At 36.1% G+C, this 7,748-nt stretch carries 5 protein-coding genes; 2 read left to right on the top strand and 3 right to left on the bottom strand.

Going from position 1 to position 7,748, the window contains the following annotated elements:
• The first annotated feature begins 301 nt into the window (after positions 1-301).
• The gene (locus F891_RS10240) at positions 302-3,079 is read left to right on the top strand and encodes a class I SAM-dependent DNA methyltransferase (RefSeq protein WP_005263448.1); all 2,778 of its coding nucleotides are present in this window, start codon (positions 302-304) and stop codon (positions 3,077-3,079) included.
• Between the two features lie 96 nt (positions 3,080-3,175).
• On the opposite strand, the gene F891_RS10235 is transcribed toward F891_RS10240, so the two are convergent.
• Both F891_RS10235 and F891_RS10230 read right to left on the bottom strand, forming a co-directional pair.
• Positions 3,176-3,451 carry a hypothetical protein gene (locus F891_RS10235; protein ID WP_005263446.1) on the bottom strand — a complete coding sequence of 92 codons (276 nt, stop codon included), beginning with the start codon at positions 3,449-3,451 and terminating at the stop codon, positions 3,176-3,178.
• A gap of 887 nt (positions 3,452-4,338) precedes the next feature.
• A complete protein-coding gene (locus F891_RS10230) occupies positions 4,339-5,910 on the bottom strand; it encodes a sensor domain-containing diguanylate cyclase (protein ID WP_005103628.1) in 1,572 nt (523 codons plus the stop codon).
• Positions 5,911-6,903: 993 nt separating this feature from the next.
• Between F891_RS10230 and F891_RS10220 the strand changes: the two genes are divergently transcribed.
• Entirely contained in the window at positions 6,904-7,122 is a 219-nt protein-coding gene (locus tag F891_RS10220) for a hypothetical protein (protein WP_005263443.1), read from the top strand.
• A gap of 251 nt (positions 7,123-7,373) precedes the next feature.
• On the opposite strand, the gene F891_RS10215 is transcribed toward F891_RS10220, so the two are convergent.
• Positions 7,374-7,724, bottom strand: coding sequence for a hypothetical protein (locus tag F891_RS10215; RefSeq protein WP_005263440.1), 351 nt, complete (start codon positions 7,722-7,724; stop codon positions 7,374-7,376).
• Positions 7,725-7,748 lie beyond the last annotated feature (24 nt).

The raw sequence follows: 7,748 nt of genomic DNA, 5'->3' as shown, positions 1-7,748 counted from the left end.
CTATCGTTTACGCCGTATATTACTAATATAAAACAATAGCTTATTGGGGTTTCAACCGAAAATTTAGGGTTGTTTATGCTGTTTAGGGAAACAACCCCATGATGCTCCATGTCAAGTACTTTTAAAGAAAGGATTTTATTGGCAAAAAATGCTCTTAAAAAGATGGATAGATAAAACAAACAATCAGCGTATATACTTCGAATTGGTTAGGGGTAACCAAGCCTTAATAGGTTTAGCAAATAGAAATTTTTATTCAGTTCAGTTGAAGCTAATAAAGTAAAATATTTATGTGAGGGTGTCAGTGTTAATTTCACGCAATCAAATCATTAAGAATGCACGTAAGTTCAGTAAAGATTGGAAAGATGAGGTTAGTGAAAAAGCTGAGTCTCAAACATTCTGGAATGAGTTTTTTGCGGTTTTTGGCATTAGCCGCCGTCAAGTCGGGATATTTGAAGCCAAGCTTACTAAGCTCAATGGGCATCGTGGTTTTATTGATGTGTTCTGGCCCGGTAAATTGGTCTGTGAGCAAAAAAGTCGAGGTCAAGACTTAGAAAAGGCTTTCCATCAAGCTATTGGATATTTGGAAGCGACTGCGAAAGTCGATCCTGCTCAATTACCTCGTTATGTAATTGTCTGCGACTTTGAGTTTCTTCGACTGTATGATTTGGAAACACAAGATCAGACCCAGATTCTTATTGCTGAGTTAGCCGATCATGTCCACCTCTTCGGTTTTTTACATGATCAAATTAGCGAGATTAAACAAGCCGAAGAAGCTGCCAATATTGAAGCAGCCGAGAAGATGGGTAAGCTGCATGACCAGTTAAAAGCAGTTGGTTATGATGGTCATGTACTTGAAGTTATGTTGATTCGTTTGTTGTTCTGTCTATTTGCTGAAGATACTGGAATCTTTGCCAAGTACCAGTTTACGAACTTTATTCAACGTAAAACTAAAGCAGATGGTTCAGATTTAGCACAGCAAATAGCTATGCTGTTTTATGTGTTGAATCAACCCGAACAACAACGCCTCAGGAATCTAGATCAAGATTTTGCAGACTTCGCTTATATCAATGGACAGCTATTTGCAGAGCAATTACCTCCAGCATCATTTGATGATGAGATGCGTAACCTGTTACTCGAAGCTTGTGAGATGGACTGGAGCAAGATTTCTCCTGAAATCTTTGGTGCACTGTTCCAATCCGTAATGGACACTGAACAACGCCGTAGCTTGGGTGCACATTACACCAGTGAAGAAAATATTCTCAAAGTCATTTCATCTTTATTTATGAATGACCTTCGAACTGAATTTGAAGAGTTAAGAAGAAAAGGAAGAGGTAAAGCTAGGACTGCGGCACTTGATGCCTTTCATGAGAAGTTAGCTAATCTGGATTTTCTAGACCCAGCATGTGGTTGTGGAAATTTCTTGATTGTGGCCTACCGAGAGCTGCGTTTACTGGAACTGGATGTGATTGAAGAAATCCATGCCAAAGGTCAGTTATTGGATGTATCCACCATTGTGCGCTGCAATGTCAGTCAGTTTCATGGTATTGAAATTGAAGATTTCCCAAGCCAAATTGCCCGTGTCGCCATGTGGTTGGTTGACCATCAAATGAATATGCTAGTTTCAGAACATTATGGAACTCACTTTGCCCGTATCCCATTGAAAGCTCAAGCACATATCCAAAGAGCCAATTCTCTTGAAGTATTATGGCCAACTGTAGATTTCATATTTGGTAATCCTCCATTTGTGGGGAAAAACTACCAAACACCTGAACAGAAAAGTTCTTTGGCAAAAGTCGGGAAAGATATAGCAGGGGTTGCATCACTAGATTTTGTGTCTGGATGGTATATCAAAGCGACAATCATAATGGCAGCCAACCCATTAGTAAAAACAGCTTTTGTTTCCACCAACTCCATCACTCAAGGGGAACAAGTAATTACCTTATGGAATTGGATGCTTAAACAAGGAGTATCCATTTTCTTTGCACATCGAACTTTCCAGTGGCAAAGTGCAGCGAAAGGAAAAGCTGCTGTACATTGTGTAATTATTGGCTTCTGTACAGGTCAAATTAACAAGCCTAAATATCTATTTGATGCTACAGATGAAGGAGTGGTTTGTACTACTGCTTCCAATATCAATCCTTACCTGGTTGATGGTAAAAACCTTATTGTTCAAAAAAGAACAAGTCCATTATGTTCAGTTTCTAAAATGGTGAATGGTAGTAAGCCTACGGATGGTGGAAATTTACTATTATCAGATATAGAAGCAAAAGAGCTTATTGAAAAAGAACCGCTTTCTGAGGCGTGGATTCATCCATTTTCTATGGGGGAAGAATTTATTAATAATATTCCTCGGTATTGTTTATGGCTTGTTGATTGTTCTCCATCTGAGCTTAAAAAGATGCCCTATGTTATGAGGAGAGTAGAAGCTGTTAAAGCTATGCGGGAAAAGAGTACTGATGCTGCAACAAGAAAAGCAGCTGGTAGCCCTACACGCTTTCAAGCAATACGCCAACCAAACACGGCTTATTTAGCACTCCCTCGAGTGTCATCCGAAAGACGAAAATATATACCTATTGGTTTCCTGCCCGCTCATCATATTGCTGGAGATAAGTTGCAATTGGTTCCAGACGCTTCTTTATATGCATTCGGGATATTAAACTCATTGATGCATAATGCTTGGTCACGCATAGTTTCAGGAAGATTAAAAAGTGACTATCAATATTCAGCATTAATTACATACAATAATTTCCCTTGGCCTTTAGAGCCAACAGATAAACAAAAAAAAGCTGTTGAAGATGCAGCGCAAGCAATATTAGACGCTCGTATTAAATACCCGGACAGTTCATTAGCTGACTTGTATGACCCATTGCTTATGCCTATTGAGCTGTCAAAAGCGCATCAAGCTTTAGATAAGGCTGTAGAGGCGGCGTATTCTCGTAAAAAGTTCAATTCTGAAGCAGAGCGGGTCACTTTCCTGTTTGAACTTTATGAGCAATATGTGGAGGCAGAAAAAGCGGTGCAAGAGAGAAACGTCAAAACTAAGAAGCCAAAGGCAACAAAAAAGACAGTAGAAAGTTAAAAAACCTTATTCATCTTAATGAATAAGGGCTTCGTGAAAAGATGATTTTTTTAACTTTTAAGATAAAAAAGCCAGTTTAATACTGGCTTTTGGTTTCTAGGCTGTTTGTTTTTTAGGGGCTAAAGCCATATAGAAAATCATACCCATAATGATTGATATACCAAAGCTACTAAAAATATGTTCTTCAATAGAGGAGTTCAATTGTATTGTTTTGATGACAGCCCAAAAAAGCACACTCAAGAAAAACCAGACAAGCGTTACAGCTTGTTTTTTGTTTACCGACCAATTGGCTATTTCTGGCTTAGAATTAACAACTGCTTTACCCACAGCAAAAGAAACAACTGCATGAATAACAAGAAGAATAAACCCCATATAAACCCCTATTTTTTTATGATTAAAGTTATAGACCATCATAGATGAAAAGACTGCATGAAACCGGTATTTTTTTAGAAGCTAATCTTAAATTCAATTTACCTTAATGAAATAGTGAAAAGTACAGCATAAAAATTCATGAAACCTTGCTTGAGCAAAGCAGAAATGCTTTATTTTTATTGGCATAAACTACCAAGAAAAAGGCTCAAGACGAGCCTTTTTAATGCCTATCGTTTACGCCGTATATTACTAATATAAAACAATAGCTTATTGGGGTTTCAACCGAAAATTTAGGGTTGTTTATGCTGTTTAGGGAATTAACCCCATGATGCAAGTCGGTAAAAGATATTTTTTTTAATAAGGGATTGGCAAAATATCACTATTACAGGGTGTGAAATTAGCTATCAAACAATTAGAAATATTCTGCATCACGGAATTGAAAAAGCCCCCATGCTTATTAGTAGGCATAGAGGCTTTTCAGCGATGATAGAGGTTTAAAACTTGAGCAACATTATCATAGTTCAGCCATGATTAAATCAATAAGAAAACTAACTACCTGAGTAATGATGGACGGGCTATATTGGAAACAAGCAACAGGAATCACAGGAACGTGGATTTGAAAACCGCACAAAACACAACCTTGAATGGCCGATATAAAAATATGTATTCAAAATCGTTACATTCTACCAATCAAGCAGGCTTAGTACGGAGAAACAAGAAGTTAGATAACTTGATTAAAAAAAAGGGTACATTCAGAAATGAGGATACATAAGAGGATACAAAGCAATAGTTATAAATGGTAAAGCCTTGCTGTATATGGCTTACAAGGTATAGTTCTATCCCCGCTGAGCGCACCATTTATTTAACTATAAATCTGAAAAATCAAATTAGTAACGCACACAGTTGCGTCCATCGTCTTTCGCCCGATAAAGATTGTTATCGGCAGTTTTCAAAACGTCTAGAATATTTTTAGAACTGTCTGGCCAAGAAGCAATACCAATCGAAATGCTAATGTGACCTATGTCCTGAATCTCTTTACCTGCAATTTCTTTTCTGAACCTTTCTGCGCTTTCATAAACTTCAGTGAGATTGCTGTTCGGTATAATAATGATAAATTCTTCACCACCGTAGCGGCAGCAAATATCATCTTTACGAAATTTTTGCTGCATCGTCTTGGCAATATGCTTTAAGACAACATCACCTTGATCATGACCATAATTGTCATTAATGTTTTTAAAATGATCCACATCCATCAGAAGTACTGAAAAAGGGATGTTCATCTTCATGTTTTGAGTCATGGCATAATTCAAACCACGACGATTCATCAAGCCGGTTAAAGGATCTGTATTAATATGATGATCCATCTTGCTCATTTGTTGCGAAAATTTGCGAACACTGAGCAGTAGGGCTAACTTGAATTTTGTGACCTCATAGTACCAGGGCTGGATATTCTTAATTTTTGAGCCGATTTCTGCCTGATTCAGTAAACTCGCCATATCTGCCAGTTGGTTCAACGGGGCCGAGATAGAGTCAGACAGTCGCCATACAATATAAAAAACAAGCAGATAAAATAAAAAGAATCCTGCGGCTAATTTATAGAGGATAGAATTTGCCTGTTTAAGTAAGTCATGGGTGGGTTGTTGGGAAACCACGATCCAGTTTGAAGTCGGAATATGAGAAAAACCTGCCAGATTATCAACGCCTTGACTATTGATTAAACGAATTTGACCATTTTTATGCGCATGCATATATTCCAGACCAGTATTATTGCTGGCCAATTGACCGATTCTTTCACGATCGGGATGGAAAATAATTTTATTTTCATTGTTAATCACATACATATAACTATTCTTATAATTTTTATAAGTGGTTAGAAGCTGATTAATTACATTTTTTTCTTTTAAATAAATCGCTGAACCGATGAAGCCCTGATAGTGATTTGACTTGTCAAAAATAGGTTGAGAAATAAACACAATCATATTTTTTTGCACAGAAAAATAGGGCGAAGATATATAAGTCGATTTTTTATGAAGAGAGTCAATAATCCCTTGAGTATGTTGTATTTTGCTTTTATCAATATGCAGAATATTAGGGGAAAAGTTTATCAGTCTGCCTTGGGTGTCACTGATCACAACACTGTTATAGTGTTCAGACTGATATTTTAATTTATTGACCTCGGCTTCTCTTAGCTCATTGTTATTAAAGTCTTGACCTAATATCTTGGCACTATAGTCCAGCTCAAGAAGCATATTTCTAAAATGGTTGTCTGTGCTTAATGCAATTTTATGTGCATGATCAGAGTTTAAGGCAAGAGAATTGTCGATTAACTGATTTTTTACGATCTGATAGCTAATAATGAGAGAAATAATAAAAAGGCTAGACACACTAAAAATAGCCAATAAAAGTATTAACTGCCTTAAATTGAGATCAAGGTGTTTCCTAAAATTATTAGCTGACATAAAAAATTAGATATATCTCGATGTATTTATGAGCATTGTATTGCATTTATATTCAATGTTTAAGGTTGATATAAAATTAAATTTTCATTAAGTGGATGTTTTTATTTTAATCAAATTGAGAATCTATAGATCGCTTGGCTGTAAATAGGGTGGATTTGAAAAGCTGAGTAAGGTTCTGAATATTTGACTATGCTGCAAATAAAAATATGGTATTTAACGTTCAGAAAATCAATTGAATAATTTTGATTTCCTTATGTAAGTAATTAAATACTCAGACAAAAATATGGTTAATTGATCTTGATGGGAGATTAAATTGTTGCCATTTTTTGAAAAATAATCATTTTAAAATTAGTCGTATCGATTCTATGACAGTAGTTTCTTTGAATATTGCGTCCTTTTCCGGAAGTATTTTTTTATAAAAAATCATATTCCAACTTAAATTTTAAAGCGCTTATTGAGATTATGAACGAGAGTATTGAGCCGTCTATGCAATGGGAAGTTGTATGCTTAATAAGGTATTTTTCTAGAAATCAATAAATTAGATAAAGATGATATGAATGCAAAATTCTTCGTAAGACAAGCCAGAAATATTCTAATCTGCTTTAAAAAAATGACAATTGGAATCTTGTATAAGTCTTCTTTTAGAAGTGTAAAAGAGTATTGTTGGCTAAAAAAATACTGTTATATTGAACTCATGGTAGGTCGTAAAACCAATAAGACGCTACCGATAAGTTGGACGGATCAATGACAGTTAGTTGAGTTTGATGTTCATCACCAGACAATAAATCTAGCACTAGCCATCCAACACAGAGCTCGCAGAAATGCGAGCTTTTTTAATGTCTGCGCAATTCATTCAGTTTAATATTCTTTTTATTATAATCCCTCCAGATAAAAAAGTTTACATTGCCAAATTCGTTAACATCTTGAAGATTAATCGCTTGGCTAATTATGGTATAAAAAACTGCAAATTGGATAATGAGAGAGGAAGGAAAAATGTCAAAGATGATTGATATCAAGGTGAAAGATCAATTTAGTCAAGTGACTGAGGCGAAAGCTATGCTGCGTTCCTTTGCAGAGCACAACACTCATCATGTAGCTGAGTTGGTCAAAAAAATTGAACATATTGTGGTGGATGGTGAAACCATTCTGCCGAGTATTGAGCTATTATTTGAAAGCCAACAATCTTCAAATATTTATCGCGTTGTCGAATAATTTAATCAGTGAACTTCAGATAGGTAGAAAAAAATTGAACTTATTTATCCGAAATCACCGATTCAGCAGTTAAAAAACTCACCATTTAGGTGAGTTTTTTTATACTTTGGTATTTGCTAGCTTGGATGCTAATGTGTGCAGCTATAATCATAAGTTGATTCAATCTCTAAGAGAAGACAACGTGGTAGTGGGCCTTGATTGGCCGAAGAAATATCCAATTTTGATAAAAAATCAATAGAATGGGCAGGTGGTTAAATCTGTTTAAGCTGTAAATTCACATCATATTTTTCAAATTCTTGCAAAATCTGCGCTAAAGTTTGCTGTGCGGTTGTATGCTCAGGGCTTAAAGAAATTTCCTGACGAGTCGTGCTATCAAAACATTCAATGGCCTGAATCAGCCAATGATGCTCAATGGGACTTTTTTGAATCAATATACGGCGCGGTTGCAAGCTATCACTGATCTGGCGGGGAAGCACATAGGTAATCGCCAGTTGCACAAATTGCAGTTCTTCAACCGGACTTAAAAAGGTGATCACCCAGTTGCCAACTTTACTCAGTTGCATTGGATTATCGAACGCATCGAATTCTAAATAATGTGACATATACATGATCCTACCGGATGTCTA

Origin of the sequence: Acinetobacter sp. CIP 101966, from assembly GCF_000369725.1 — a bacterium.
GTDB classification, from domain to species: Bacteria; Pseudomonadota; Gammaproteobacteria; order Pseudomonadales; family Moraxellaceae; genus Acinetobacter; species Acinetobacter lwoffii_Q.
Note: the sequence above shows the minus strand (reverse complement) of the source record. Positions and strands in the feature narration are given on the sequence as shown.